23 protein-coding genes, 1 tRNA gene and 1 pseudogene are annotated in these 25,356 nt (G+C 56.7%); 16 read left to right on the plus strand and 9 right to left on the minus strand.

Annotated elements, in window-relative coordinates; genetic code table 11:
- The first annotated feature begins 284 nt into the window (after window positions 1–284).
- The 3 genes from PMI22_RS20455 to PMI22_RS20445 all read left to right on the plus strand — a co-directional run bounded on the left by PMI22_RS20455 (window position 285) and on the right by PMI22_RS20445 (window position 4,480).
- Window positions 285–1,490, plus strand: coding sequence for an acetyl-CoA C-acetyltransferase (locus tag PMI22_RS20455; protein ID WP_007944474.1), 1,206 nt, complete (start codon window positions 285–287; stop codon window positions 1,488–1,490).
- Between the two features lie 27 nt (window positions 1,491–1,517).
- A complete protein-coding gene (locus PMI22_RS20450; RefSeq protein ID WP_007944475.1) occupies window positions 1,518–3,662 on the plus strand; it encodes a 3-hydroxyacyl-CoA dehydrogenase NAD-binding domain-containing protein in 2,145 nt (714 codons plus the stop codon).
- A gap of 95 nt (window positions 3,663–3,757) precedes the next feature.
- Complete coding sequence (locus tag PMI22_RS20445) at window positions 3,758–4,480, plus strand: amidotransferase (RefSeq protein ID WP_007944476.1); 723 nt, start codon at window positions 3,758–3,760, stop codon at window positions 4,478–4,480.
- Between the two features lie 84 nt (window positions 4,481–4,564).
- Here the strand turns inward: PMI22_RS20445 and PMI22_RS20440 are convergent, their stop codons facing one another.
- The 3 genes from PMI22_RS20440 to PMI22_RS20430 all read right to left on the minus strand — a co-directional run bounded on the left by PMI22_RS20440 (window position 4,565) and on the right by PMI22_RS20430 (window position 7,298).
- Window positions 4,565–5,539, minus strand: coding sequence for a magnesium and cobalt transport protein CorA (locus PMI22_RS20440; RefSeq protein ID WP_007944477.1), 975 nt, complete (start codon window positions 5,537–5,539; stop codon window positions 4,565–4,567).
- Between the two features lie 133 nt (window positions 5,540–5,672).
- A complete protein-coding gene (locus PMI22_RS20435) occupies window positions 5,673–6,395 on the minus strand; it encodes a lysophospholipid acyltransferase family protein (RefSeq protein ID WP_007944478.1) in 723 nt (240 codons plus the stop codon).
- Window positions 6,396–6,608: 213 nt separating this feature from the next.
- Window positions 6,609–7,298: a crotonase/enoyl-CoA hydratase family protein gene (locus tag PMI22_RS20430; protein ID WP_007944480.1), complete on the minus strand. Its 690-nt coding sequence runs from the start codon at window positions 7,296–7,298 to the stop codon at window positions 6,609–6,611.
- 308 nt (window positions 7,299–7,606) lie between these two features.
- On the opposite strand from PMI22_RS20430, the gene PMI22_RS20425 reads away from it, so the two are divergent.
- Both PMI22_RS20425 and PMI22_RS20420 read left to right on the plus strand, forming a co-directional pair.
- A tRNA-Ser gene (locus PMI22_RS20425) sits at window positions 7,607–7,696 on the plus strand.
- A 303-nt stretch (window positions 7,697–7,999) separates the two neighbouring features.
- On the plus strand, window positions 8,000–8,182 hold the full coding sequence (locus PMI22_RS20420; protein WP_007944481.1) for a hypothetical protein: 183 nt from the start codon (window positions 8,000–8,002) through the stop codon (window positions 8,180–8,182).
- Between the two features lie 191 nt (window positions 8,183–8,373).
- Here PMI22_RS20420 and PMI22_RS20415 read toward each other — a convergent pair whose 3' ends face one another.
- Window positions 8,374–9,027: a YopT-type cysteine protease domain-containing protein gene (locus tag PMI22_RS20415; protein WP_007944484.1), complete on the minus strand. Its 654-nt coding sequence runs from the start codon at window positions 9,025–9,027 to the stop codon at window positions 8,374–8,376.
- A 585-nt stretch (window positions 9,028–9,612) separates the two neighbouring features.
- On the opposite strand from PMI22_RS20415, the pseudogene PMI22_RS30415 reads away from it, so the two are divergent.
- The 8 genes and pseudogenes from PMI22_RS30415 to PMI22_RS20385 all read left to right on the plus strand — a co-directional run.
- A pseudogene (locus PMI22_RS30415) lies at window positions 9,613–10,386 on the plus strand (hypothetical protein); the annotation flags it as partial.
- A 30-nt stretch (window positions 10,387–10,416) separates the two neighbouring features.
- Window positions 10,417–10,737, plus strand: a complete 321-nt coding sequence (locus PMI22_RS31755) for a YbjQ family protein (RefSeq protein WP_033049030.1) — start codon at window positions 10,417–10,419, stop codon at window positions 10,735–10,737.
- Window positions 10,738–10,901: 164 nt separating this feature from the next.
- Window positions 10,902–11,090 carry a hypothetical protein gene (locus PMI22_RS20410; protein ID WP_007944489.1) on the plus strand — a complete coding sequence of 63 codons (189 nt, stop codon included), beginning with the start codon at window positions 10,902–10,904 and terminating at the stop codon, window positions 11,088–11,090.
- Window positions 11,091–11,424: 334 nt separating this feature from the next.
- Window positions 11,425–11,796, plus strand: a complete 372-nt coding sequence (locus PMI22_RS20405; protein WP_007944491.1) for a hypothetical protein — start codon at window positions 11,425–11,427, stop codon at window positions 11,794–11,796.
- A 113-nt stretch (window positions 11,797–11,909) separates the two neighbouring features.
- Window positions 11,910–12,371 carry a glycine zipper domain-containing protein gene (locus PMI22_RS20400; protein WP_007944493.1) on the plus strand — a complete coding sequence of 154 codons (462 nt, stop codon included), beginning with the start codon at window positions 11,910–11,912 and terminating at the stop codon, window positions 12,369–12,371.
- A gap of 123 nt (window positions 12,372–12,494) precedes the next feature.
- Entirely contained in the window at window positions 12,495–12,683 is a 189-nt protein-coding gene (locus tag PMI22_RS20395; protein ID WP_007944494.1) for a hypothetical protein, read from the plus strand.
- Between the two features lie 105 nt (window positions 12,684–12,788).
- Complete coding sequence (locus PMI22_RS20390; RefSeq protein WP_007944495.1) at window positions 12,789–13,001, plus strand: hypothetical protein; 213 nt, start codon at window positions 12,789–12,791, stop codon at window positions 12,999–13,001.
- 80 nt (window positions 13,002–13,081) lie between these two features.
- A complete protein-coding gene (locus tag PMI22_RS20385; RefSeq protein WP_007944496.1) occupies window positions 13,082–13,411 on the plus strand; it encodes a hypothetical protein in 330 nt (109 codons plus the stop codon).
- Between the two features lie 535 nt (window positions 13,412–13,946).
- Here the strand turns inward: PMI22_RS20385 and PMI22_RS20380 are convergent.
- Together PMI22_RS20380 and PMI22_RS32325 are read right to left on the minus strand one after the other, a co-directional pair.
- Window positions 13,947–14,339: a hypothetical protein gene (locus PMI22_RS20380; protein ID WP_007944497.1), complete on the minus strand. Its 393-nt coding sequence runs from the start codon at window positions 14,337–14,339 to the stop codon at window positions 13,947–13,949.
- A complete protein-coding gene (locus tag PMI22_RS32325) occupies window positions 14,339–19,192 on the minus strand; it encodes an RHS repeat-associated core domain-containing protein (protein WP_007944498.1) in 4,854 nt (1,617 codons plus the stop codon). Before PMI22_RS32325 ends, PMI22_RS20380 begins: the two co-directional genes overlap by 1 nt.
- 252 nt (window positions 19,193–19,444) lie before the next feature.
- Between PMI22_RS32325 and PMI22_RS20370 the strand changes: the two genes are divergently transcribed.
- Complete coding sequence (locus PMI22_RS20370) at window positions 19,445–20,140, plus strand: HAD-IA family hydrolase (protein WP_007944499.1); 696 nt, start codon at window positions 19,445–19,447, stop codon at window positions 20,138–20,140.
- Window positions 20,141–20,210: 70 nt separating this feature from the next.
- Here the strand turns inward: PMI22_RS20370 and PMI22_RS20365 are convergent, their stop codons facing one another.
- On the minus strand, window positions 20,211–20,957 hold the full coding sequence (locus PMI22_RS20365) for a 3-oxoacyl-ACP reductase family protein (protein WP_007944501.1): 747 nt from the start codon (window positions 20,955–20,957) through the stop codon (window positions 20,211–20,213).
- A 124-nt stretch (window positions 20,958–21,081) separates the two neighbouring features.
- Between PMI22_RS20365 and PMI22_RS20360 the strand changes: the two genes are divergently transcribed.
- The gene (locus PMI22_RS20360) at window positions 21,082–22,005 is read left to right on the plus strand and encodes a LysR family transcriptional regulator (RefSeq protein ID WP_033049023.1); all 924 of its coding nucleotides are present in this window, start codon (window positions 21,082–21,084) and stop codon (window positions 22,003–22,005) included.
- Between the two features lie 183 nt (window positions 22,006–22,188).
- On the opposite strand, the gene PMI22_RS20355 is transcribed toward PMI22_RS20360, so the two are convergent.
- Window positions 22,189–22,929, minus strand: a complete 741-nt coding sequence (locus PMI22_RS20355; protein WP_007944504.1) for a phosphoadenylyl-sulfate reductase — start codon at window positions 22,927–22,929, stop codon at window positions 22,189–22,191.
- 173 nt (window positions 22,930–23,102) lie between these two features.
- On the opposite strand from PMI22_RS20355, the gene thrH reads away from it, so the two are divergent.
- Window positions 23,103–23,720, plus strand: a complete 618-nt coding sequence (thrH, locus tag PMI22_RS20350; protein ID WP_007944505.1) for a bifunctional phosphoserine phosphatase/homoserine phosphotransferase ThrH — start codon at window positions 23,103–23,105, stop codon at window positions 23,718–23,720.
- A 133-nt stretch (window positions 23,721–23,853) separates the two neighbouring features.
- On the opposite strand, the gene pabB is transcribed toward thrH, so the two are convergent.
- Window positions 23,854–25,191: an aminodeoxychorismate synthase component I gene (pabB, locus tag PMI22_RS20345; RefSeq protein WP_007944506.1), complete on the minus strand. Its 1,338-nt coding sequence runs from the start codon at window positions 25,189–25,191 to the stop codon at window positions 23,854–23,856.
- Window positions 25,192–25,356 lie beyond the last annotated feature (165 nt).

The raw sequence follows: 25,356 nt of genomic DNA on the forward strand, positions 1-25,356 counted from the left end.
ACTTCGTACACTTCACCTTAGAGCCCACGTCACCCGTGGTTTAGATCCATTTCGTATGGAGCTGTTGGTAAAAGCTATAAAAAAGACATGAGGCCTATTGCCAGCTTCTTGGGCGCCCTTTTGCTAGACAGCTCCGTGTCCTGAAACGGTTAATCCCATAGCAGGCTACCGTCCGTCTGAGCGTGTCCGTCAACGTCTGTGAGCACTGCGGTCATTGAATCCGAACCGACTCGGCATAAGAGTGAGCGCTCAGTATTTACTCACCGCCCAGGTTCGAGGACGTCATGACCCAAGCTTTGATATTCGATGCGTTACGCACGCCCCGCGGCAAAGGCAAGGCCGATGGCGCCTTGCACAGCGTCAAACCGGTCAATCTGGTGGCCGGCTTGCTGACGGCGCTGCAACAGCGCACCTCGCTCGATACCAGTCAGGTCGATGATGTCGTCCTCGGTTGCGTGACGCCTATCGGTGATCAAGGCTCCGATATCGCCAAGACCGCGACCCAAGTGGCGGATTGGGACGTCAGCGTCTCGGGTGTTCAGATCAACCGCTTTTGCGCTTCAGGCCTTGAGGCGGTGAACCTCGGCGCGATGAAGGTGCGTTCCGGCTTCGAAGACCTGGTGGTGGTCGGCGGTGTCGAGTCGATGTCCCGCGTGCCGATGGGCAGTGACGGCGGCGCCTGGGCGTTGGACCCGGAGACCAACCTGCACAGCCATTTCACCCCACAGGGCGTGGGCGCTGACCTGATCGCCACGCTTGAAGGTTTCAGCCGCCAGGACGTCGATGCTTACGCGCTGTACTCGCAACAGAAAGCGACGCGGGCACGGGCGAACGGTTCGTTCAACAAGTCACTGGTGCCGGTGCAGGATCAGAACGGCATCATCCTGCTCGATCACGATGAGTTCATTCGGGCCGACTCCACCCTGGAAGGCTTGGGCAAGCTCAAGCCGAGTTTCGAGATGATGGGGCAAATGGGCTTCGACGCCACGGCGTTGCGGGTTTACAGCCATGTCGAACGGATCAATCACGTCCACACGCCGGGCAATAGCTCCGGAATCGTCGATGGCGCCGCACTGATGCTGATCGGTTCCGAGGCGAAGGGCCGGGCGTTGGGTTTGCAGCCTCGGGCGCGGATTGTCGCCACGGCAGTCACCAGCACCGACCCGACCATCATGCTCACCGGCCCCGCGCCGGCCACCCGTAAAGCACTGGCCAAGGCCGGCCTGCGGGTTGATGACATCGACCTGTTCGAAGTCAACGAAGCGTTTGCCTCGGTGGTGCTCAAATTCATCAAGGACATGGCCATCGACCCGGACAAGGTCAACGTCAACGGCGGCTCCATTGCCATGGGCCACCCGTTGGGTGCCACGGGGTGCGCAATTCTCGGCACGTTACTCGATGAGCTGGAAAACCGGCGCCTGCGCTATGGCCTCGCGACGCTGTGTGTCGGCGGCGGCATGGGCATTGCCACCATCATCGAACGCCTCTGAGCCCCCGACTTTCAAGGAAACATGTTCATGACTGAAACCATTCGTTACGAAAAAGGTCAAGACCAGATCGTCGTCCTGACCATCGACTTGCCAGGCCAGAGCGCCAACACCATGAACGCGGTTTACCGCGAAGCCATGGCCGCCTGCGTCGCCCGTCTGGTTGCGGAAAAAGACAGCATTGCCGGGGTCATCATCACTTCGGCGAAGAAGACGTTCTTCGCTGGCGGCGACCTCAATGAGCTGATCAAGGTCGGCAAACCTGAAGCCAAAGCGTTCTATGACAGGGTGCTGACGCTCAAGGGGCAATTGCGCACTCTGGAAACCCTTGGCAAGCCGGTGGTGGCTGCGATTAATGGCGCTGCATTGGGTGGCGGTTGGGAAATCTGCCTGGCGTGCCATCACCGCGTGGCGCTGGACAATCCGTCCGTGCAAGTCGGCCTGCCGGAAGTCACCCTTGGCCTGTTGCCGGGCGGCGGCGGGGTGGTTCGCATGGTGCGGATGCTGGGGATTGAGAAATCCTTGCCCTATCTGCTCGAAGGCAAAAAAGTCCGACCACAACAGGCGTTGCAAGCCGGGTTGATTGACGAATTGGCCAAAGATCCCGGCGAACTGCTGAGCAAGGCACGGGCCTGGATTCTGGCCAATCCGGCGGCGGTTCAGCGCTGGGACGTGAAGGGCTATCAGATCCCGGGCGGCACACCGTCCAGCCCGAAAGTCGCGCAAATGCTCGCCATCGCGCCGTCGATCCTGCGCAGCAAAACCCAAGGTTGCATGCCCGCGCCGGAGAAAATTCTCTGTGCGGCGGTTGAAGGTGCTCAGGTGGATTTCGACACTGCGCACTTGATCGAAACCCGCTATTTCACCGAATTGACCACCGGCCAAATCTCGAAAAACCTGATCGGCACGTTCTGGTTTCAGCTCAATGAAATCAATGCCGGCGGCTCTCGGCCCCAGGGTTTCGCTCCCTACCTGACGCAGAAGGTCGGAGTGCTCGGCGCCGGGATGATGGGTGCGGGTATCGCGTTCGTCAGCGCATCGGCGGGTATCGAGGTGGTGCTCAAGGACATCACCCTGGCGGCAGCTGAAAAGGGCAAGGCCCATTCGGCAGCACTGCTGGACAAGAAAGTCGCGCGCGGCCAGATGATTGCGCAGCAGCGTGAGGCGATTCTGGCGCGGATCCGCACCACGGAAAGCGACGCGGACCTGGCCGGTTGTGACTTGATTATCGAGGCGGTATTCGAAGACCGCGAGCTCAAGGCCAAGGTCTCATCGGCCGCGCAAAAAATCGTCGGTCCGGACGCTGTCATCGCTTCCAACACCTCGACCTTGCCGATCAGTGGCCTGGCCACGGCGGTGCCGGATCAGACCAAATTCATCGGCCTGCACTTCTTCAGTCCCGTGGAAAAAATGCCGTTGGTGGAAATCATCAAAGGCGCCCACACCAGCGACGAAACCCTGGCGCGCGGCTTTGATTTCGTCCTTCAAATCAAGAAAACCCCGATTGTGGTCAACGACAGGCGCGGATTCTTTACTTCGCGGGTATTTGGCACCTTCACCAATGAAGGCATTGCGATGCTCGGCGAAGGCGTCAGCGCGCCGATGATCGAAACCGAAGCACGCAAGGCCGGCATGCCCATCGGGCCTCTGGCAATCTCTGACGAAGTTTCCCTGAGCCTCATGAGCCATATCCGCAAGCAAACGGCCAAGGACCTGCAAGCCGAAGGGAAGCCGCTGATCGAGCACCCGGCGTTTACCGTGATTGACTTGCTGCTCAACGAATACAAACGGCCCGGTAAAGCGGCAGGGGGCGGTTTCTATGAATACCCGGCCGCCGGCCAGAAACATCTATGGCCGGAGCTGAAAAGCCGTTTTGAGAAGCCTGACGGGCAGATATCGCCAAAGGATGTGCGTGATCGACTGCTGTTCGTGCAAGCCATCGAGACGGTGCGCTGTGTGGAGGAGGGCGTGCTGACGTCGACGGCAGACGCCAACGTCGGCTCGATCTTCGGCATCGGTTTTGCCGCATGGACTGGCGGTGCATTGCAATTCATCAATCAATACGGCGTGCAAGACTTCGTCGCCCGCGCCCAGTACCTGGCCGCGCAGTATGGCGAGCGCTTCAATCCGCCGGCCTTGTTGCTGGAAAAAGCGGCTAAAGGGGAGGCGTTTTAAGGGACCGGTGACGCCTCGCAGGGCTTGCCTTGGAACGGTGTTTCGAGGCAGGCTCTGGGGTGTGCATTATTCCCATCACGTGTCAGGTATTTTTTATGTCGTTACGCATCTGCATTCTGGAAACCGACATCCTGCGTCCAGAATTGGTCGACCAATATCAGGGCTACGGGCAGATGTTCAAACACCTGTTTTCGCAGCAACCTATCGCGGCCGAGTTCACGGTTTACAACGTGATGCAGGGCGAATACCCAAGCGATGAGCTGACCTTCGATGCTTATCTGGTCACCGGCAGCAAGGCCGATTCCTTCGGCACCGACCCGTGGATCGAAACCCTAAAAACTTACCTGCTGACCCGCTACGAGCGCGGCGACAAGCTGCTAGGCGTGTGTTTTGGCCATCAACTGCTGGCGCTGTTGCTTGGCGGTAAAAGCGAACGTGCAACCCAAGGCTGGGGCGTCGGCACCCACCGTTATAAACTCGCGGCCAAGGCGCCGTGGATGAGCCCGGTCAGGGAAGAGTTGACCTTGTTGATCAGCCACCAGGATCAGGTGACGTCGCTACCGGAAAACGCCACGGTCATCGCCTCCAGCGATTTCTGCCCGTTTGCCGCTTACCACATCAACGATCAGGTGCTGTGCTTCCAGGGGCATCCGGAGTTCATTCACGATTATTCGCGTGCGCTGCTGGAGATCCGTCAACAAGCGCTGGGCGAGCAGATTTACTCCAAAGGCGTAGCCAGCCTTGATCAGGAGCATCATGGTGCTACCGTTGCGGAGTGGATGATGCGGTTTGTGGCGCACAAGCCAGAAACGGTTTAAAGCTAAAACATGCAGGCTCGCCCACACTGAATATCCCTGTGGGAGCGAGCCTGCTCGCGATTGTCACAGTCACCTCGGTATTGACTAAAGCCACCCCGACCTCTTGAAACTCGCCCACAACCCTGTACACCCCACCGCAATAAACGCCAGCACCCCGAAGTACCCGTACTGCCACGCCAGCTCCGGCATGTTCTGGAAGTTCATCCCGTAAATTCCGGCCACGGCCGTCGGAAACGCCAAAATCGCCGCCCACGCAGCAAACTTGCGCTGCACCACGCTCTGGCGTGAAGCTTCCAGCAGCACCCCAATCTCAATGGTCTGGCTGGCAATGTCTGCCAAAGTTGTCAGGTCTTCCATCTGCCGTGTCACGTGAATCTGCACATCCCGGAAGTACGGGCGCATGTTCTTGTCGATGAACGGGAAGCTCAACTTCTGCAGTTCCTCACCGATCTCCACCATCGGCGCCGCATAACGACGCAGGCGCAACACATCCCGACGCAGGCCGTGAAGTTTCTGGATGTCACGTTCATTCAGCGTACCGCACAACAACACGTTGCGTTCCAGCTCATCGATCTCGGCATGGATCGCTTCGCCCATCGGCTGGTAGTTTTCAATCACGAAATCGAGGAGGGCATAGAGGACGAAATCTTCCCCATGCTCAAGTAACAACGGACGCGCCTCACAACGCTGACGGACATAGGCGTAGGACGCCGAATGACCATTGCGTGCCGTAATAATGTAACCGTTGCCGGCAAAGATATGGGTCTCGATGAACTCCAATTTGCCTTCGTTACGTATTGGCGAATACGTGACGATAAACAGCGCATCACCGAAGGTTTCGAGCTTCGGCCGGCTGTGCTTTTCCAGGGCATCTTCGATGGCCAGTTCATGCAGGTTGAACTGACGTTGCAGGTTGGCCAGTTCCTGAGCGTCCGGCTCTTCAAGGCCGATCCAGACAAAGTGGCCAGGCTTGGCGGCCCAGGCAGCACCTTCGTCGAGGGTGATATTGGTGACTTTCTTACCGGCGCTGTAAACCGCAGCAGCAACAACTCTACCCATGATTCAGGTTCACTTCTTATTGGCAGGTGGCAGTGGCAGGCAATCATCAGCTTAGCCTTGTCTACTGCTTGAGAGTGAGTGAACTCTGCAGAGTTCGCAGGCAAAAGAAAACCCGCACCAGGCGGGTTTCTTTTTACGCGGCTTGCAGTTGCCGATCCATCGAAGCGATGCACTCGCGCATCTGCTCGCGACACTGATCCATCAACATGGGCATGTCGTCCAGGCTCAATCCCGCTGTCGGAATCGCCGGCAAAGAACGAATCAGAACGTTCCCACTGCGCCAGCGGTTCAATCGCATGTGTTTGACGTAACTGCTGACACACACCGGCACGATCGGCACGCCGGCAGCAATCGCCATCTGGAACGCGCCTTTCTTGAACGGCAGCAACTCTTCGCCAAGGTTGCGCGTGCCTTCCGGGAAGACCCAGATCGAAGTATCTTCATGCTGCAGGGTATGTGTGGTGGTCAACATTGACTGACGCGCCTTATGGGCATTGCCGCGGTCGATCAACACGTTACCGGCCAGCCAGAACAACTGCCCGAACAGTGGCACCCACTTGAGGCTTTTCTTGCCAATGCACACGGTGCGGCGGGGCACCACGTTGCCGAACACAAACAAGTCGTAGTTGGACTGGTGATTGGCGACGATCACACAGCTGGCAGGCTTGTCCATCAATGGCCCGACATCGGTCTTCACCCGTAAACGCAAAATACACATCGCCGGCCACGCATACAGGCGTGCGCACAAGCGGCTGTTGTCCGGGTTGAACGGGCGACACAGGCCCAGGATTACCCCAAGTACGCCAGCCAGAATAAAGTGCAAGCCCATCAAGAACATACGAAACACAAACAGCATTTGCAGGCCCCACCGGGACAAAAGGTGGCGCAGTGTACGGATGTGCACTGTTTTCGGCAATTGCCACTAAAGAGGGGGAGAAAAGCAATGTTTGTGAGCATGTTTCTGACTAATTGGTCAGATGTGTTCTAGAGCGGTTGCAGGCTTTTTAACGCGACGCGTAAGAAAAAGCCCGACACGACGGTCGGGCTTTTCGGCACAGCAAGTATGGGCTTAACCCAAATGCTCCTGGTCCAGGATGATCGCGTTGTCCAGCGTCTCCAGTAACGCCTTGCGTACTTTCAGCTTGGTGTTCTTGTGCGCGGTCATGTTGATCTTCTTCAACTGACGAGCCGCCGCCAGCGCTGCACCTTGCAACTCTTCGGCCGACACCACTACGTCGAGGAATCCGGCATCTACCGCACTCTGCGGGTTAAACATCTCACCATTGATCACGGAGCGGTGGAACGCCGACTTGCGCAGACGATCACGCGCAATCTCGATACCCGCGTGGTGCATGGTCATGCCGATCTGCACTTCGTTCAGGCCAATGCTGAACGGGCCTTCGACACCAATGCGGTAATCCGCCGACAACAACAGGAACGCACCCTTGGCCACGGCATGCCCAGGGCACGCCACGATCACCGGGAACGGGTGCGACAGGAGGCGACGGGCCAGGGTCGAACCGGCCGTCACCAACGCCACGGCTTCTTTAGGGCCGGACGTCATCACCTTCAAGTCATAACCACCGGACAGAATCCCGGGCGTACCGGTAATGATCACCACCGCACGATCCGTCACCGCTTGATCCAGTGCCGCGTTAAACGCAGTAATCACGTCGGGCGAGATGGCATTGACCTTGCCATTGCTCAAGGTCAGGGTCGCGATACCGTCTTCGAGGTGGTAGGAAATCAACTCACTCATGACGCTATTCCTTGTATGAAAGTTGACGCAGAAGTTACCCACCAAGGCAGGCCAGGTAAAGCGCCGTGACTGACCCGCCAGTCACCCTTTCCCCGCCAGGCAAGCGTGGCCCGCCACACCCGCCGCGCATTCCCCTCTATATAGATGAGGGCGCGAAGCCGGAGATTGGCAGGTTTGCCATGGGCAGCAACCCGCCGGAATCGCTAAAACGCTAAGCGCATGAAAATTCTGCAAAAAAAGTTTGCCATCAGAAAAGGTTTCGACTACATTAGCGCGCCTCGACAGACAGAACTTGTTTGACGAGATACGGTGAAGTGTCCGAGTGGCTTAAGGAGCACGCCTGGAAAGTGTGTATACAAGAAATTGTATCGAGAGTTCGAATCTCTCCTTCACCGCCAAATTCGATGTAACCAGAACCCCTGATTTCGAGAGAAATCAGGGGTTTTGTGGTTTCTGGGTCTGGATTTTGTGAGTGGCGCTGCCGTTTCTGAATTTTATGCAGGACGAATCGCAGGCTTGTAGGAAGTCGTGCTGGAAAGCCAGGCAGTCGGGGCGTCCACGAGGTTTAGCGTCTCAAATGAGCCATTTCGAGAGGGGTTTTCGATTTGTGCCTTCGGGTTCAAGATGAAAAACAGCGCAGTACATATGACGGCTCCCCCTTAATTCGAAATGGACTTACGCGCGATATGCAGGAAATGACCATGAATCAGGCCGAACTCGAAAAGATCCACGTAGAGATCATCAAATCGCTCGCTGAGCAACGCAAGTTGAATGCTGAAGCGGGCAAGATGACCCGTGAAACCTTTTGGTATCCGGTGGCAATAGCCATTGGGATGATTGGTACGGTAGCAACCGTCACTGCAATGTTGATTAAACTTCTTTAGCGCCTGATTTTTGGAGAGTGTCAGATTTTTTGTGTGCGGGCGTGTAACGGCCTGCCGTTAGGTAGGCCTTCATTTCACCAGGTTGGCCTGACGAATCGATCCCGTACAAAACCTCAAGCGTGGTGATCGAAACGAGAGGCGCTGAGAGCAAGCCAAACACGACATCAAAAAGAGTATTGCAGAAAAGGGGGTTACGCGGATTCTGCCGCTCCCCTGGATTCATTATCAATATTGGAGGGCGATTCGTACATGTTGACGCTCAGTCTAGAGAAATAAGAGTAACGCTTATCAAAAACGTTGCTCATCCAGTTCTCGAATTCGGTAGAGGAGTTGAACGACATTTCACCAAAATTAGGGTCCATAAATTTTATGCAGTCCTGCTCCTTAATGCATGCGACGGCATGTCCCGGCCCGGATGGATTGTATAGGTAGCACATGTTAAAGCCGTCTTTGTCGTCGTTGACCACCATGCTCATCGCATTCGACAGTCCCTCTGAGCAAAAGTCGTTAGGTTTCAGGTTCAGCGTGCCAAGATGATTAAGGTGGAGTTTTAATTCATCCTGAATACGGTCCTGTACCTCGATCGGAGCAAGTGCAGAGTAATCGCTATCCAAATACGAGGACACCACTTCCCACTTTGAAGATGAGTCAGCAAGCCAAGAAAAAAAGTCTTGGTTCTGCGAATTTTTAAGAAGATATTTCGCAGACATGGCCATGCAGACGCCACTGTCGGTGGCGTTTGTTCTGACGCCATAGACCTCGTAAACGTTCTTAGTTATTTCAGATTGTTTGTAGTCAACCTGAATACTTCCGAATTTCTCACTGTTGTGTATAGCATTGAGCATAGCTTTACTCTGAAAGGTGCTTTATTAAGTCAGTGTTAGCATCGGGGTTCGAATGATGAACTTCCCTCCGCGAGCTAGCGGAGGTTAGGTCGCCAGCGCACTGTATAAACTGACAGACGATGCATCATTCCAGCCAGCTTCACCTGTTTACAATGAAGCTATCCATAGTGCTGATTTTGGGTTGTCCACAAACGACGAGCAGACCCGCAGACCCGCCTTAGCAAACAGCGGGTGCAGCATCTCGCTTTATCTGGTCAGTCACTTGCAATTTTCGCTCATTTCACAGGAGTATTTTGACAAAGAGCTACGTGTATGGATTGTGCTCCGGCGTAGGTGCTGGCCAGAGCGAGCTCTATGCGAACGCCCCTCATTCCCAGGGTAACTTTCAATGAAAAAAAACGATGTTCTTGGCTCTTAAGATCTAACCGCGAACATGATGTTTTCGCGTTGACGTTATTTGTTCCATTCTACTAAGCTCAGATTATCGCCCTCCCCAATGCAGTACCCTTCTGTGTAGTCCAAATGGCAGTTGTGTGATGGTCTAGGAAAAAATCAAGAGCAAGAAAAAGCGGCCGAAGAGAACTTATCCTTTTCCCGCCGTCGGGATTTTCGTCCCTTTTTTGTGCAAAAGTGTGTGGTGGTGAAGAAGCCAGCGATCCGGCGAAACTCGGCTGGATGGTCGGATCGCCACCTCCTGCCGACGATCAGCGTTTTACGAGGCCTGGTCGCCCCGGACCCATTGATTTTTGCACTGCGTAACGATATCGACGCCCTTAGCTTCAAACCACTTGGCGCAACGCAGTCGATGAGCTGGGATCAATCCCTCGCGGCCATTTACACCGACGGGATTGTGGTGATGTCATCGCCAGAGCGACCGGTCGCAACGTTGCACAGATGTTGTCTGAGGGCATCTGGACTCACCTGGGCGCCGAGCAGGATGCCTATTTCACGGTGGACTCCATCGGGACGCCGTTTGCTGGCGGTGGCTTGAACACCGGCTTGCGAGACCTCGCCCGATTTAGCGAGATGTTGCGCAATAATGGCCGGTTCGACGGCCAGCAGATCGTGCCCCAAGCCGTCGTGGATGACATTCGCCGTGGCGGCGACAAACAGATTTTTGCCAAGGCTGGTTATGACTTGTTGAAGGGCTGGAGTTACCGCTCGATGTGGTGGGTGACGGACAAAGAGGGCGGGGCATTCATGGCGCGTGGTGTTCATGGCCAGCGCATCTATGTCGATCCCAAAGCCGAGATGGTGAGTGTCCGCTATGCCTCGCACCCGGTTGCCAGCAATTCTGCGAATGATCCTGTGACGTTGCCGGCGTTTGATGCGTTGGCCGCCTATCTGTCCAAGTTACCTTTATCCACTGCTTATGAAGAAGAAATCCCCATGATCACCACCACAACCCACGCCATCGAAGGCCGCCAAATCACCGCTTACCTGGACATCGTCAGTGCCGAGTCAGTGCAGGGCATAAACGTTATCCGTGACGTGTTCGCCGGGATGCGGGATTTTTTCGGGGGGCGGTCCCAGACGTTGGAGCGAGCGTTGAAGGAGGCGCGGATTCAAGCGACTGACGAGATCAAGGAGCGTGCGCGGGCACTTCAGGCGGACGCGGTGGTGGGGCTCGATTTTGAGATCAGTATGCCGTCCGGCAAAGGTGGGATGGTGGTGGTTTTTGTGACAGGGACTGCGGTCAAACTGAATTGATTCATTCTGCTTTATCACGCATAGAGTTTGGGCCACTCGTCGGGCATGCGAAAATCTGAATTACAAGTCGGGTAGTGACCGGCTAGTCTCAAAAGCCTTGGCGGTCGATATTTTTCAGGCAAAGGGCTTTGCCGGTGTCGACCCTTTTTGAGAGGGGAAGAGGTATGGCTGATCCGTATATCGAAGACGACGGGGCTGAATTTCCGATCAACAATTGCGTTAATTGTGGCCAGACCGAGTATGTGGCAGGCTTTGGGGAAGACCCGGTCCAAATCATCAAAATGAAATCGACAACGCCCAGAGGCCCTAAGGCGAAATTTTTGCCAAGAGTGGCGGCGCCGCCCAAGAAGTAACGGTTAACCGGACAGACCCCGCCATCGAGCGGGGTTTTCATTTTCACGCTATCGATTATCGATTCAAACCGGACCTCAGACATTCGGTCATGGCGCCCGGTTGTTTTTCACAAACTTTTCACAGGTTCGGTCGTAGGCTCAAACCATCCGTTAGAAAGCAGTACCCTAGCCCGTTCCCCAGCGGGCTTTTTTTTGCCTGTCATAAAACCTTTTCCATAAAAGCTGTCCAACCGACGCTAATTGCGAGATGCGGAGGTTTTTGTGTGGACGTTTACCGCGCTAAAGCATTCAATCACCCGCTTTCGTTTTTCCCCCCTATTTTGAGGTTTTTGTCATGCGTTTAACGTTGCCTGCTCTGGTTCTTGGCCTTTTGGTTGCTCAAGGCGCGATGGCTGCCAGTGATGGCACCGCCGCAATCGGCGGCGGTCTGGGCGGCGCGCTGGGTAATGTGGTCGGCCAGAGCATGGGCGGCAGCACCGGCGCAGCGATCGGTGCTGGCGTAGCGGGCGCAGCTGGCAGCGCTGTTGCGGCGCCTAAAGGCCGTCGTACCGAAGCCGCCATCGGTGGCGGTGTAGGTGCAGCCGGTGGTTCGGTGATCGGCCACAGCCTGGGCGGCAAGACCGGCTCCACCATTGGCGCAGGTTTGGGTGGTGCCTTGGGCGGCGGCGTAGGCAGCAACCTGGGTAAAGGTCACAAGCGTCACTGATCCTGATCGATCAGCATTGAAGAGCCCGGCTAAATGCCGGGCTTTTCTTTTATGAACGATTCTTTAAACATAGTCTCAAAGCCCATATACCCCAGAAGAACATGAGGCGTCCTATGACACCGGTTAACAACGGCAAAAAGACTAAACGTTTGGCACTGTCCGCGTTTTTGGCTGGACTGTTGATGGCTCAAGGAGCAATGGCAGCCAATGACGGCACCGCAGCTGTAGGCGGCGGTCTGGGTGGTGCATTGGGTAACGTCGTCGGCGGCCAATTGGGCGGCAGCACAGGCGCAGCCATTGGCGCCGGTGTCGGCGGCGCGGCAGGGAGCGCAGTCGGCGCGAATAAGGGCAGTCGCAACGAAGCAGCCATTGGCGGTGGCTTAGGTGCGGCAGGCGGCTCGATAATTGGTAACAGCCTCGGCGGCTCAACGGGTTCGACCATTGGTGCGGGCCTTGGCGGTGCAGCGGGTGGTGGCGTCGGCAACAACCTGGGCAACGACGACGATGATCATGGCAGTTCCCATTCCGGTAATGGCCATAAGCACAAGCACAAGCATAAAAACAAACATCACTAACTCGGTATCGAGTTGCAAAACCCGGCCCCGTGCCGGGTTTTTCGTATCTGGGCGCCGCAAACCGGAACGATTGGCCACAGGCAGTCTCGAACTTTATACACACCAAACATGACGAGGCATGCCATGACGCCTGAAACCGAAGGCACCGAAGAAAAAGGCCCGAGCGGGCTTCCGTTCATCAATGACCCCGGCAATGAAGATCCAGGATCACTGATGGACGATGCCACGGTGCCACTCAACGATTCTGATGACGCGGGCGATGTGGGGAATCTCGAGTACGAAGAAGAGGATGAAGACGTAGAAAAAGATTGATCTTTGTTGACGCGTTTCGACCGATCGTCTCTCCGATCGAACACTCCCCTGCATCATCCCCTCGAAGTTTCAGGGCATGATTTTCACGCCCTTCGAGAGGTGCTTATGAACGCAGATCCGAAAGACACTGACACCGACGACACCCCTGAATATCCGCTGCCTTCACCGACTGACCCGTTGAGTCGCGATCAACGTCCGCCGGATGACGATACGGCGGTAGAGCAACTGCCAGCCGATGATGTGAGGCGCGGTGATGTCGAGGCGGATCCTGAGGATCCGGACATTGCCGGTGAAGATCTATCAGGTGAACCCAGCTGAAAAGCCGCTGGTCGATTGTGCGGCAACTTTAAAAAGTGAGCGCTGCCACATAGGTATGCGCCTTTTAAAGGAGATGCACCATGATCAGTTCAAAGTTAACAGCCCTGATCATTGCAGGGCTGTTGTCGATCAGTTCATTGACCGCCGTCGCTCAATCCAACGGTAACGATGCGCCTGTGGATAAAGGCGGAATGCCTCCATATACCGAAATGAATGCGAATTCTACGGATGGTAATGCGTTGCCGCCTGGGTCTATCCAAAACGGAAATGGTGGTGATGCCAATGGGAGCAGCACTGGGACTGGAAGTGGGGTGGTGAGTGGTGGGAGTTCGATGGGGAAGGGGGCTGAAAAGGATGGTAGTGCGGATAATAGCGGCACTGGCGGTGCCAAAAATAAGAATGATAATTAATCTCACGGCTGACTGAAGGTAGCAAAGCCCAGCTATATGTTGGGCTTTTGATATCCGCTGTTTCCGACTCTACCGCTCGTACGCTATAAACCGGTTTCAACACCTATTTGCTAACGATTCGATCCACCGTGTGTAGAATTCTCGTTGTCGCTGGATGTTGTTCGTAAGATTTGTTTCCTCATAGTCGAATATTCTCACAATATCCTCGTCCTCCGCTGGTATGCCTAAGCGAAGTTCATACGCTACTAATCCTGCGGACATTTGCGATGACATTCGCGAAGGGTAAACGTTGATTTTCGCACCTTTGCATAGAAATTTCGTTTCGGGGAAATCCGCCCGCAATAGCCCAAGACATTCAAACAGGTCATGGGCTTTATATGTTTTGTTTGGATTGCTTCTGAGTCGTAAGGTTGATAGGGCTCCCTCGCGTCCGTATTCAATTATAGACCTATCAGTGATACCGTCGGAATGGGTGGCGATTTCAAATGTTTTCATGAGCGTCTTTGAGTTAAAGGTTATTTTTAGTCTGTGTCGACTATTCTTTCAGAGATTTTAGCCAGCGATGGAAGAAGTCAGTTTGCAACTGTGGATCATTAATAATGTCTTGGTCGTCATACTGAAAGATATTAACAAGATCTTTTCGTGACGCGCGGACGCCTAATTTGTGCTCGTAAGCCATGATTCCGCAGCTCATTTGTGAGGACATGCTGGACGGTCGCACATTTATTTTTGCGCCTTTACATAGAAACTTAACATCCGGAAGCGATTTGATTATTTTTCCAAGGCATTCATAAATATCTAGCCCTGAGAATTTTTTAGTCCAGCCGCTCTCCAGTGTAATTTGGATGGCTGGCGCGTCTGTGTCGCAATCAAGTATCGCAGTCTCTAATTTCTCATTGACCAATATAGAAACTCTTTCAATTGTCATTATCGTTTCCTTTGAGGGTTCGGTATCGAGTGCCCAACATAGCTACCGTCTTTTTTTAGCGGGGTAGCACCTAAGATGTCTTCAGTTTTTACTCTGCTGGGAATAGCTATTTCGTCTTCATAGTGATAAGGGATATCATTGGGGTGTAGTTCTTTGTTGATATCATGACCAAAAACCCTTCGGAGGGTGTACATGTAACCTTTCTTGGTCCTGTAGTCGGTGCCAAAGTCTATGGCTATCTCCGGGTCAGTAGATGTACTGATGAAATTGCTCGGGGGGGTTTTGTTGTCCCAAACGTGAAGTATTAAATCGTTACTATCTCCTCTACTCAAGAATCCAATTTCAAAAATTCCGTCAGGCTGCCGCAAATCACCACGATATAGATACTCGCTTTCCCCTGTCGAGAAAGGAAGTGATGGCTCGCCTTCATCAACTTTAGCCGTCCCCGCCGGATCCTCATCCCCAAACCCCGGTCTCTTACACCCATCCCCCCCAGGGCACTCACTCAACCCCAACGGATCAACCCACCCCGTCGGGTTCCGCGTGTACTGATACCCGTTTATTCCACCCGCCAACCCACTCGGATCCGGCGTTAAATACCGTCCAAGATCCGGGTTGTAGTAACGATGCCGGTTGTAATGCAGCCCTGTCTCCGCATCGAAATACTGCCCTTGAAACCTCAGCGGTTGATCCAGTACCTGATGGGTATCTCGGTTAAGCCGGGTCAGGCGGCCGTAGGCGGTGTATTGCGCGGCCCAGATGATGTCGCCGCTGTAGTCGGTGAGTTCTTGCGGGGTGCCGAGGTGGTCGAGTTGGTAGTAGAACGGGCAGGCCTGGCGGGGGCCTTTGCCGTCGAGCATGGCGAGTGGGCGGAAGGTGCCGGGTTCGTAGAGGTAGCTGCGATGGTGGTCCTGGCTGTGTTCGGCGATGAGGTGGTCGCCTTGCCAGAAAAACTCGGTGGTTTTGCCGTCGACGGTTTTGCTGATTCGGCGACCGAAGGCGTCGTAGCGGTAGGTCGCGCAGGTGCCGTTGGGTAGCGTGGCGCCGATGAGTCGGTGTTGGCAGTCATAACGGTATTCGGTGACGAGTTTTTGCGCGGTACCTCGGCGTTCGCGGATCAGATTGCCGAAGGCGTCGTAGTCGAAATGCCGGTCGCCTTGCATTAACAGCCGATTGCCTTTGACGGCGGACGGGCCGGGGCGATCCTGCATCAGCAGATTGCCGGCCGGGTCGTGGGCGAAGCTCTCGGGTTGTTGATCGCGGGAATGGCGGACGCGGATCAGGCGGTTCAGGGGATCGTATTGGTAGTTGCGTTGACCGTGGCGGGTGTCAGCGAGGGTGTCCAGGTTGCCGTTGGCGCTGTAGGCGAAGTCACGCCGATACAGCGGTTGCTGATGTTGGCTGACGGCATGGGCCTTCAGGCGACCTTGTTCGTCATGCTCGTACTGGCTGTGTAACAAGCCTTGCTGACGCTGCTGCTCACGGCCGAATTGATAGGTATGGCTCGTAAGACGTGTGCCGTTGAGGTCAATGGCGGTCAGTGCGCCACCCTTGGCGCGGTGGTAAGCGAGTTTGCTGTTATCCGGCAGGCGCAAGTGGCTGAGTCGGCCGCAAGCGTCGTAGCCGTAACGCAATGTGGCCCAACTCTGGTGTTCAGTAATCAGCCGGTTCTGGGTGTCGTATTCGAACTCCAGTGGGTGATCGTGGTTGTCATTAACGCTGACCAAGCGGCCGAGGCCGTCGTAGTGGTATTCGACCTTGATGCCGTCGGGCAGGGTTTTGATCAGCAGGCGACCTGTCGAGTCCCGTTGATAACGGGTAATCAGCTGCGAGCCGTCGTCGCCGAACTCGGTTTTCTCCAGCAGGTGACGATTGAGGTCATAGGCGTACGCCGTGCGTCGACCATCAAACCCGCTTTCCTGTTGGATGAATCCACTGGGTGTGTAGTCCAGCTGATAGCGTTCGCCGGATTCGTTTTCGATTTCAGTCAGCAGCAGCCGCGCGTTGTCATAGCGATAGCGCAGTTGCGTGCCGTCGGGGTTGATCCGGCGACTGACCAGGTGCAGGTCATCGTCGTACTCAAAACGCGTGATCCGGCCCAGCTCATCGCGTTCGGCGGTGATCTTGCCGTAGGCGTTGTAGCTGAAGGCTCGGCTGGCGCCTGTAGGAAGTGTCGTCTGAATCAGTCGGCCAACGGCGTCCCACTGGTAGTGAGTGACAGCACGGTGTTGGTCCTGACGGGTAATTTGCCGTCCCAGAACATCGTAGGAAAACCGCCGCTGCCCACCGTTCGGCAGGGTTTCCTCGATCAGTTGCCCGAGAGCATCCCGAACGAACACATGACGGCTGTTGTCCGGATAACGGATCGACAGCAGGCGACCTTGAGCGTCGTAGTGGTTGTGGGTGATCTGGCCGTCGGGATCGATGGCCTCGGTAACATCGCCTTGAGCATTGCGTTTATATTTCCATACCGCTTTGCCGCGATAGCACGCATGCAGGAAGCCGTAGCGGTACTCGTAGGACGTTGGCTCATCTTCGGGGGGAATCAGCGCAATCAGCCGCCCGATGTCGTCGTAGCGGTATTGAGTAATCGCCCCCAGCGGTCCCTGTTCGGCAATCAGCTGACCCTTGTGGTCATATGTCTTGAAATGCTCGGCGCCATCCGGCTCAACCCGGCGCACCATCCGCGCCGTGTCGTCATGGACATACACTTCCTCGCTGCCATCGACGTTTTTAACTAGCACTGCGCCGTTGTTGTCCCAGGCATAGCGCGTATCCATCTGCGCGAACGTTGCCCAATGCCGTATGCATCGGGCGGCTTTGCCGGACTGTTCCCACTCCCAAAAGAAACTTGCCCCACCGGCCAGTTGCCGCTGGAGAATCACGTGTTGGTCGTCGTAGTCGTATCGTTCGCTTTCACCGGCGGCATTGGTCGCTTCGATGAGTCGCTGTCGGGCGTCGTAGCGGTAGGCAATGAGCGTTTGCTCTGTCCGCCAGGCGTCATCCGCGGTGTCGGCAGGGTGAAATGACTGATACTCGACGGCGATGATGTGCCGACGTTCGTAGCGCAACAGCAGCGCTCGACCTGCACCGTTGTCGAGGCGGTGAATGCGATCCTGGCGGTCACGGGTGATGTGCAATCGGTTGTTGTAGGCGTCACTGATCGCGGTCAGCCGCCCATTGCGAAAGTGATAAAAACGCACCGTCTCGCCAGCCAGGGCGAGGACTAATTCCTCAGGTTGATCCCCAAGATAAATCGCGGCCCGGGACAGGCTGTTGTGAATGGCCGGGCGTGCCTCGCTTGGCAGCGGAAAGGTAGTGCGGCGGTTTTCATGGTCGATCCAGACGACGTGTTCTGCGTCCAGTTCCAACCGGTGCGCCAGCGAATGACTCCAACCCCAGCCCAGCCCGCAATCGATTTCCACGGCGCTGGTGCGGTACAGCCGGGTGAACGCAAATGGCAGCAAACCGTTGAGCGAACCATCGTCCAGCGTCAGCAACTCTTCGCCGGTGACCATCGACACCGGGCAACCGTTGGTGCAGGTGAGTGGTGCGCAATCGGCGCTGTCACCGTTGGGGTTTTTCGCCTGGTCGGGCGCGTCGTCACGCTGTTCGTGCCGCCCCAGGCGAGTCTTGGCTGCGGATTTGTTGCGAGCAATGGCGACCGGGTTGTTCACCAACACAACCGGCGCGGAGCCGGCGCTGATCTGCAACGGCACCACAGGCGCTGGGTTCAGTGCAGAAGTCCGGACATTGACCGCGAGAGGTTTGAGCACCCCCGCGTGACTTGTGAGGTCGGGCAGGGTGGCCAGGCGCAAACTGGCGGCAGCCAGCCATTTGCGCGCACGTTCCGATTTGATGTTGCTCAGCACCCTGGCGCTGATGCCGAGCGTCAGTCCTGCACCACCGGTGAAACGAGCCAGCAGGAATCCGATCAATATCCCTGTACGAATCTCTGACACGACCTCGGCGATGTGCTGTGGCGGTAGCATTCGAAGCCAACTGGTGAACGCCGCCAGATGGATGAACATCAACGGCTCGTCACTCAACACCAACAACAGATTGGCAATCGATTCCGCCGAGGCCTGCAACAGCGTTTCAAGTTCGGTTTCGGTCAGGTATTCAAGGAGCTTTTCGCTGTTGGCTTGCAGGTCCGTGATCAGCTCGTAAATCTGCTTCACGTCGTCCCACAATCCGTTCAGCGACTTCTCGAAACCCAGCCAGTCAGCCTGTTGCAGCAGGCCGTAGCGCTTGATGAATCCGGCCTCGGAAAACGCTGTCCATGACGGTTCGAATTCGCTCGACCATTCATTGCGCAGCCAGCCTTCCAGGTCGTCGATGACGCCTTGATAGGAGGCGTACAACGCTTTGACATGGTCAGTGGAGACATTCGGGAAGAAGGTGATGCGATAACGCTGACCGCGCTCGCATTCGGGAATTTCGAGGATGCCGCTGGGCCCGATCTCGTGGTTGACCGGCTCGCCATAGGTGCCATCAGCGTTCAACGGCTCCAGCGTTACCGGCGTATTGCCAATCGGCACGAACCGCGCCGCGTCGAACATGTGTACCAGCGTCAACGGGCCGCTGGCCGCACACGCCGCGACGGTTGCGCTGACCGATGTCGTGGAATGTTTTGGCGCGAACAGCCGGACTTCGTTGCCGACCTTGAACACCTGCTCGATATCCAGCGCCTTGCCGGTCCAGAAACTCTCAGCCCAGGCGTCGTAGTCGTTGAGGCACAGCCGAAAGTCTGCGAGCAGCGCTTCGACGTTCGGTTGCTCGGGGTCCATGGCCGCGACCACCAGTAGCCCGATGGCGTTATTCAAGGCCAGTACCTTGTCAGGTTCGAGCATTCGCAGTCCCTCGCGCAGATCAAATGTGAGCGCGAGACTTTGCGTGGGATCAGCGGGTAAAGAAGTCGGGAAAGGAGGCGTTTTATGTAGGGAAAATCGCTAAATGACGACCAGCACTTTTTGTAAAGGTCAGGCATTGCCCGTTGCCCAACGTCAGCCGCGCTCGCTATGCTGCTGAATCCTTTAATCGATCACGGAACCGGCTGTATTTGAGCCGCCTCCGGGGCGTCATTAGAAAACGGAACCGATGCGATGAATGCACCGCTCAATCAGTTCGGCCCGATCAAGGCTGTGATTTTCGACATGGACGGCTTGTTGCTGGACACCGAAGGCATTTACACCGAGGTCACGTCCTTGATCGCCGCGCGTTACGGTCGGGTTTTTGACTGGAGCATCAAGCAAAACATTATCGGTCGTGGTGCCGGTGATCTGGCGCGTTACGTGGTCCAGGCGCTCGATCTGCCGATTACCGCCGAAGAGTTCCTGGTGATCCGTGAGCCGCTGATGCGCGAGCGTTTTCCTGCCGCTCTGGCGATGCCGGGTGCAGAAGAACTGGTGCGGCACTTGAAGGCCAACCAGATTCCGATTGCGGTGGGCACCAGTTCTTCGCGTCAGTCGTTCGCTCAGAAAACCACATTGCACCGTGACTGGTTTGCGCTGTTCGACTTCATCGTGACGGCGGATGATCCAGAAGTAGGCGCCGCCAAACCGGCACCGGATATCTTCCTCACGGCAGCGCGGCGCCTTGGCGTAGCGCCTGAGGATTGCCTGGTGTTTGAAGACTCACCGTTTGGTGTCACTGCGGCAAAAGCGGCGGGGATGACCGCGATAGCGATCCCGGACGCGGCCATGGCGGATGAAAAATACGCACATGCCGATGGCATTCTTCGAACGCTGAAGGCGTTCACACCGAGCGCTTGCGGCTTGCCAGCCCTGGAATGGGCTTAGAGCGATACACAAAAAAACGCCGGCAATCTGATCAGGGTTGCCGGCGTTTTTGTTTCGATCAAACCGTGGATCAGGCGCCGAAACCACCGTCGATGGTCAGGCTGGCCCCTGTGATGTAACCCGCTTCCGGACCGACCAGGTAAGCCACGAAGCTGGCGATTTCTTCAGCCTTGCCGTAACGACCCACTGCCATTAACGGGATCAGGCTTTCAGCGAAGTCACCGTGGGCCGGGTTCATGTCGGTGTCGACCGGGCCGGGCTGCACGTTGTTGATGGTGATGCCGCGCGGGCCGAGGTCGCGGGCCAGACCTTTGGTCAGGCCGACCAGCGCCGCTTTGCTCATGGCGTACGGGCCGCCGCCGGCGAAGGGCATGCGGTCGGCGTTGGTGCTGCCGATGTTGATGATGCGACCGCCCTCGGTCATGTGTATGGCGGCGGCCTGCGTGGCAATGAACACGCTGCGCACGTTGATGGCGAGGGTCTGGTCGAAGTCTTCGAGCTTGAAATCTTCCAGAGGGGCAACGGCCAGCACGCCGGCGTTGTTGACCAGGATGTCCAGGCGGCCGAAGGCTTTGACAGTCGCACTCACGGCGCTGCGAATGGCCTCGGCGTCGGCGCTGTCCGCCTTGATGGCCAGGGCTTTGCCGCCGCTGGTGGTGATGCTGTTTTGCAATTCTTCGGCTTTGGCGGTGGAGCTGACGTAGGTGAAGGCAACGGTTGCGCCTTCAGCGGCCAGGCGTTTAACGATGGCTGCGCCGATACCGCGAGATCCGCCCTGGATCAACGCCACTTTGCCGATGAGGTTCTGAGTAGTCATATCGATCTCCAAAGTCCCGAGGCGGATGCCTCGGTTGATGGAGCCTAGTATCGATTGAGGATTACACGCTGGGTAGACGGTAATTGCGATAGTCTGTGTAAACCAGAAGTTTATAGTGATGCTTATGGAAACCTTCAGCAGTATCGAATGCTTCGTGCGCAGCGCCGAGGTTGGCAGCTTTGCCGAGGCCGCCCGGCGGTTGAGCCTGACACCGGCCGCTGTGGGCAAGAGTGTTGCCAAACTTGAGGCGCGGCTCGGTGTGCGGCTGTTTCAACGCAGCACCCGCAGCCTGACGCTGACGGAGGCCGGTCAGCTGTTTCTTGGCGAGGTCAGTACCAGCCTGCACACGATCCAGAATGCCGTCGCCAATCTGGCCAGCGCCGAAGGGCGACCGGCGGGGACGTTGAAGGTGAGCATGGGCACGGTGTTCGGACGTCTGTATATCGTGCCGTTGCTGGGGGAGTTTTTGCGGCGGTTTCCGGCGATCAATCCGGACTGGCACTTCGATAACCGTCAGGTCGATTTGATCGCGCAGGGGTTCGACGCGGCCATCGGCGGTGGTTTCGAATTGCCCCAAGGTGTGGTGGCGCGCAAATTGACACCGGCGCACCGGGTATTGGTGGCGTCAGCCGGGTATCTGGAGGCGCAGCACGTCATCGCCGAGCCTGATGATCTCAAACATCACGATGGTATTCTGATTCGTTCGCCGCAGACCGGCCGGGTGCGTTCCTGGCAGTTGACCAGCCGTACGCAGCAGCACAGTCCATTGACGCTGAAGGCGCGAATGACCATGAGCGATTCGGAAGCCGCGTGTGCGACAGCGGCTCAAGGGCTGGGGATTGCGCTGGTGAGCATGCCGTTCGCTTCGGGTTATCTGGAAAACGGGCAGCTACAACGAGTGTTGCCGGACTGGTACGTCGACGATGGCAATATTTCGATCTATTACGTGGAACACAAACTGTTGCCGGGCAAGACCCGGGCGTTTGTGGATTTCATCATCGAGCAGTTTGCGGAGCAGGGTTTGGGGCAGAGGTTTAGTGCGGTGTGAGTTCGGCTTGGGACCGAAGTGCTGCCATCGCGGGCAAGCCACGCTCCCACAATGGATTTGTGGCGCTCACAAATCCCCTGTGGGAGCGGGTTTGCCCGCGATGAACGATAACGCGGTCTACCGTCCCAACCGCCCCGGCCAGCCAATAATGTGCTCCCGCCGGGGGAAATCAAAAGACTGGGATCAGTCCTTGGACTTGCCGATGATGTTGCCCGCATGTAACCCGCATTCTTTCTGCGTTGCCTCTTCCCACCACCAGCGACCTTCGCGTTCATGCTGATTCGGCAGCACTGGCCGGGTGCAGGGTTCGCAGCCAATGCTGATGAACCCGCGCTCATGCAGGCTGTTGTAGGGCAACTCCAGCATGCGGATGTAGCCCCAGATCTCTTCGCTGGTCATTTGCGCCAGCGGATTGAACTTGTACAGGGTGCGTTCCGGGGTGGAGAACGCGGTGTCGATTTCCAGCACGGCGACGGTGCTGCGGGTGCCGGGGCTCTGGTCGCGGCGCTGACCGGTCGCCCAGGCGGTTACGCTGGCCAGTTTGCGGCGCAGCGGCTCGATCTTGCGGATGCCGCAGCATTCGCCATGGCCGTCCTTGTAGAAGCTGAACAGGCCCTTTTCCTTCACGAACGGTTCAAGTTTCGTGTAGTCCGGCGACACCAGTTCGATGTCGATCTTGTAGTGCTCGCGCACCTGATCGATGAAGCGGTAGGTTTCCGGGTGCAAGCGGCCAGTGTCGAGGCTGAACACCTTGACGTTCTTGTTCAGCTTCCAGGCCATGTCTACCAGCACCACGTCTTCGGCGCCGCTGAAAGATATCCACAGGTCATCGCCAAACTCGGCAAACGCGAGTTTCAGGATATCCTGCGCAGATTTATTGGCATAGGTCGTGGCAAGTTCCACGACGTCGAACGTTGGGCTCATCAGGGCGGCTTCCTACAGGTCGGTGGCGCTGGGCGCTCTATATGGTCCGGATGGTAACAAAATCCTGCTGTCGCTGGCGCGCCCTCTGCGTTGCGCCGGTCAGCCTGAATCGCTAGAGTTCGGCAGTCTTTTTACTCGCTCGACTCAATAATCAATACAAATGGGAGTGTCTTGTGGAAATTGCCTGTCTGGATCTTGAAGGTGTACTGGTCCCGGAAATCTGGATCGCTTTCGCCGAAAAAACCGGGATCGAATCGCTCCGTGCCACCACTCGGGACATTCCCGATTACGACGTACTGATGAAGCAACGTCTGCGAATCCTCGACGAACACGGCTTGAAACTCACCGATATTCAGGAAGTGATTGCCACGCTCAAACCACTCGATGGCGCCATTGAGTTCGTCAATTGGCTGCGTGAGCGCTTTCAGGTGGTGATTCTGTCGGACACGTTCTACGAGTTTTCCCAGCCGCTGATGCGTCAACTGGGCTTCCCGACGTTGCTCTGCCACCGTCTGATTACCGACGAAACCGGTCGAGTGACCAGCTATCAGCTGCGTCAGAAAGATCCCAAGCGTCAGTCGGTCTTGGCCTTCAAGAGCCTTTACTACCGGGTGATCGCGGCGGGGGATTCTTACAACGACACCACGATGCTGGGTGAGGCGGATGCCGGGATTCTGTTCCATGCACCGGACAATGTGATCCGCGAGTTCCCGCAGTTCCCGGCGGTGCACACCTTTGACGAACTGAAGCAGGAGTTCATCAAGGCTTCTAATCGGGCTTTGAGTTTGTAACGATTACAGCTAATCGTTCCCACGCTCTGCGTGGGAATGCCTCAATAGACGCTCCGCGTCTGATTTGGGACGCAGAGCGTCCCGGGCTGCATTCCCACGCAGAGCGTGGGAACGATCATTCAGAAGCTCGGCTTTAGAGATTTTGCAGGGTATCGAGCAGGACTTTTACCTTGGTAATTGATTCCTGATACTCAGCCTGCCATTCGGAATCGGCGACAATCCCGCCACCACCCCAGCAACACACCTGTCCATCCTTGACCAGCAAGCTGCGAATCGCGATGGAACTGTCCATCTCGCCACGCACATCCAGATACAGCAGTGACCCGCAGTACAACCCGCGCCGGGTCGGCTCCAGCTCATCAATGATCTGCATCGCACGAATCTTCGGCGCACCGGTGATCGAGCCGCCGGGGAAGCTGCCGGCGATCAGGTCCAGCGCATCTCGCTCATCGGCCAGTTCACCGGTCACGCTGCTCACCAGGTGATGCACATTCGGATAGCTTTCCAGGCTGAACAGCTCCGGTACCCGTACCGAGCCGATGCGGCAGGTACGGCCCAAGTCATTACGCAGCAGGTCGACAATCATCAGGTTTTCCGCACGATCCTTTGGGCTGGCCAGCAGTTCGGCGGCGTTCGCGGCATCTTCGGCAGCAGTCAGGCCGCGTGGGCGGGTGCCTTTGATCGGGCGGGTTTCCACATGACGTTCGCTGACTTTGACGAAGCGTTCCGGAGACAGGCTCAGCACCGCACCACCCTCGGGGAGGCTCTGGAAACCGGAAAAGGGTGTTGGGCAGGCGGCTCGCAGCGCGACATACGCCGACCATGGATCGCCTTTGCACTCGGCGCGGAAACGTTGGGCGAAGTTGACCTGGTAGCAGTCACCGGCCTGGATGTAGTTTTGAATACGTTCCAGCGCCTGGCGATACTCTTCGGTGCTCAGATCGGCGCTCATCGGCGTTGTCAGCTTGAAGGGTTCAAGGACTTCAGCCGTCACCTGAGTGAACAGTGTGATCAGGCGCTCGCGGCCGCTTTCAATCAACGACGGGTGAAAGACCAATTGACTGGTCTTCACGTGGTGATCGCTGATCAAGGCCCAGTCGTATATCCCGAAACGCGCGTCGGGTAAGTGCAGGTCGTCTTGCGCCTGAGTCGGCAGATGCTCCAGGTGCCGACCGAAATCGTAGCTCAGATAACCGATCAGGCCGCCGGCGAAGGGCAGTTCGTCAGGAACAGCCGCTTTACCGAGTCGTGTCAGCTGGTCGCGCAAACGTTGCAGGAAATCGCTGCCGCTTTCGTCAGGCAGCACCGCCAATTGCTCCAGCGGCCAGGCGCTGAGCAGATCAAAACGGCCACGCTCGGCATTCGGCCGGCCACTGTCGAGCAGCACGGCACCGGGAGCATGACGAATCGCCGCGAAGTACTCGGCGGGGTTGGCGCGATAAGGGAGCGGGTGTACGGAACAGGTCAACATGGGCGGGGCAGATCAGCCATCGAGGCGGGGTGGCGATTGTAGTCCTCTGCAGGATTTGCTCCTAGAGGGGATTGATCGTTCCCACGCTCTGCGTGGGAATGCATCCTCTGACGCTCCGCGTCACAGGCGAACGCAGAGCGTCCGTGGCGGCGTTACCACGCAGAG

The organism is Pseudomonas sp. GM21 (assembly GCF_000282215.1).
GTDB lineage: Bacteria > Pseudomonadota > Gammaproteobacteria > Pseudomonadales > Pseudomonadaceae > Aquipseudomonas.